The sequence below is a fragment of the Mesorhizobium sp. Arg314 genome (assembly GCF_053714275.1).
The window spans coordinates 1-372 of the sequence record NZ_JBSKBP010000282.1 but is presented as its reverse complement, the minus strand read 5'-3'; the positions used below and the strand labels follow the sequence as shown (position 1 = coordinate 372).

Here is a 372-nt window from a genome sequence, read left to right as displayed (position 1 = left end):
ATGGATACCCTGTCGACCGATGCACCGATCACGCCGCTTCGCCAGCGCATGCAGCAAGACATGCTCATGCGGGGCTTGGGCCCCCATACGGACATGGCTCGCCGAGCGGGAAGCCGACCTGCTGCCGGTCGGCTACTTCCACGTCGTGTTCACGCTACCCGCCGAGGTCGCCGACATCGCCTTCCAGAACAAGGCGCTGGTCTATGACCTGCTGTTCCGCGCGGCGTCGGAGACGATGCTGACCATTGCGGCAGATCGGAAGCATCTCGGCGCGCGCATCGGCATCACGGCCGTGCTCCACACATGGGGATCGGCGATGACGCACCATCCTCATGTCCACATGATCGTGCCGGGCGGTGGCATCGCGCGCGA

Annotated in this window: 1 protein-coding gene; it reads left to right on the top strand. The window is 65.3% G+C overall.

Features of this window, described 5'->3' with window-relative positions; genetic code table 11:
• Positions 1–19: 19 nt before the first annotated feature.
• The coding region (locus ACWGS9_RS35500; protein WP_454509519.1) for an IS91 family transposase at positions 20–372 on the top strand (353 nt) is incomplete at its 3' end.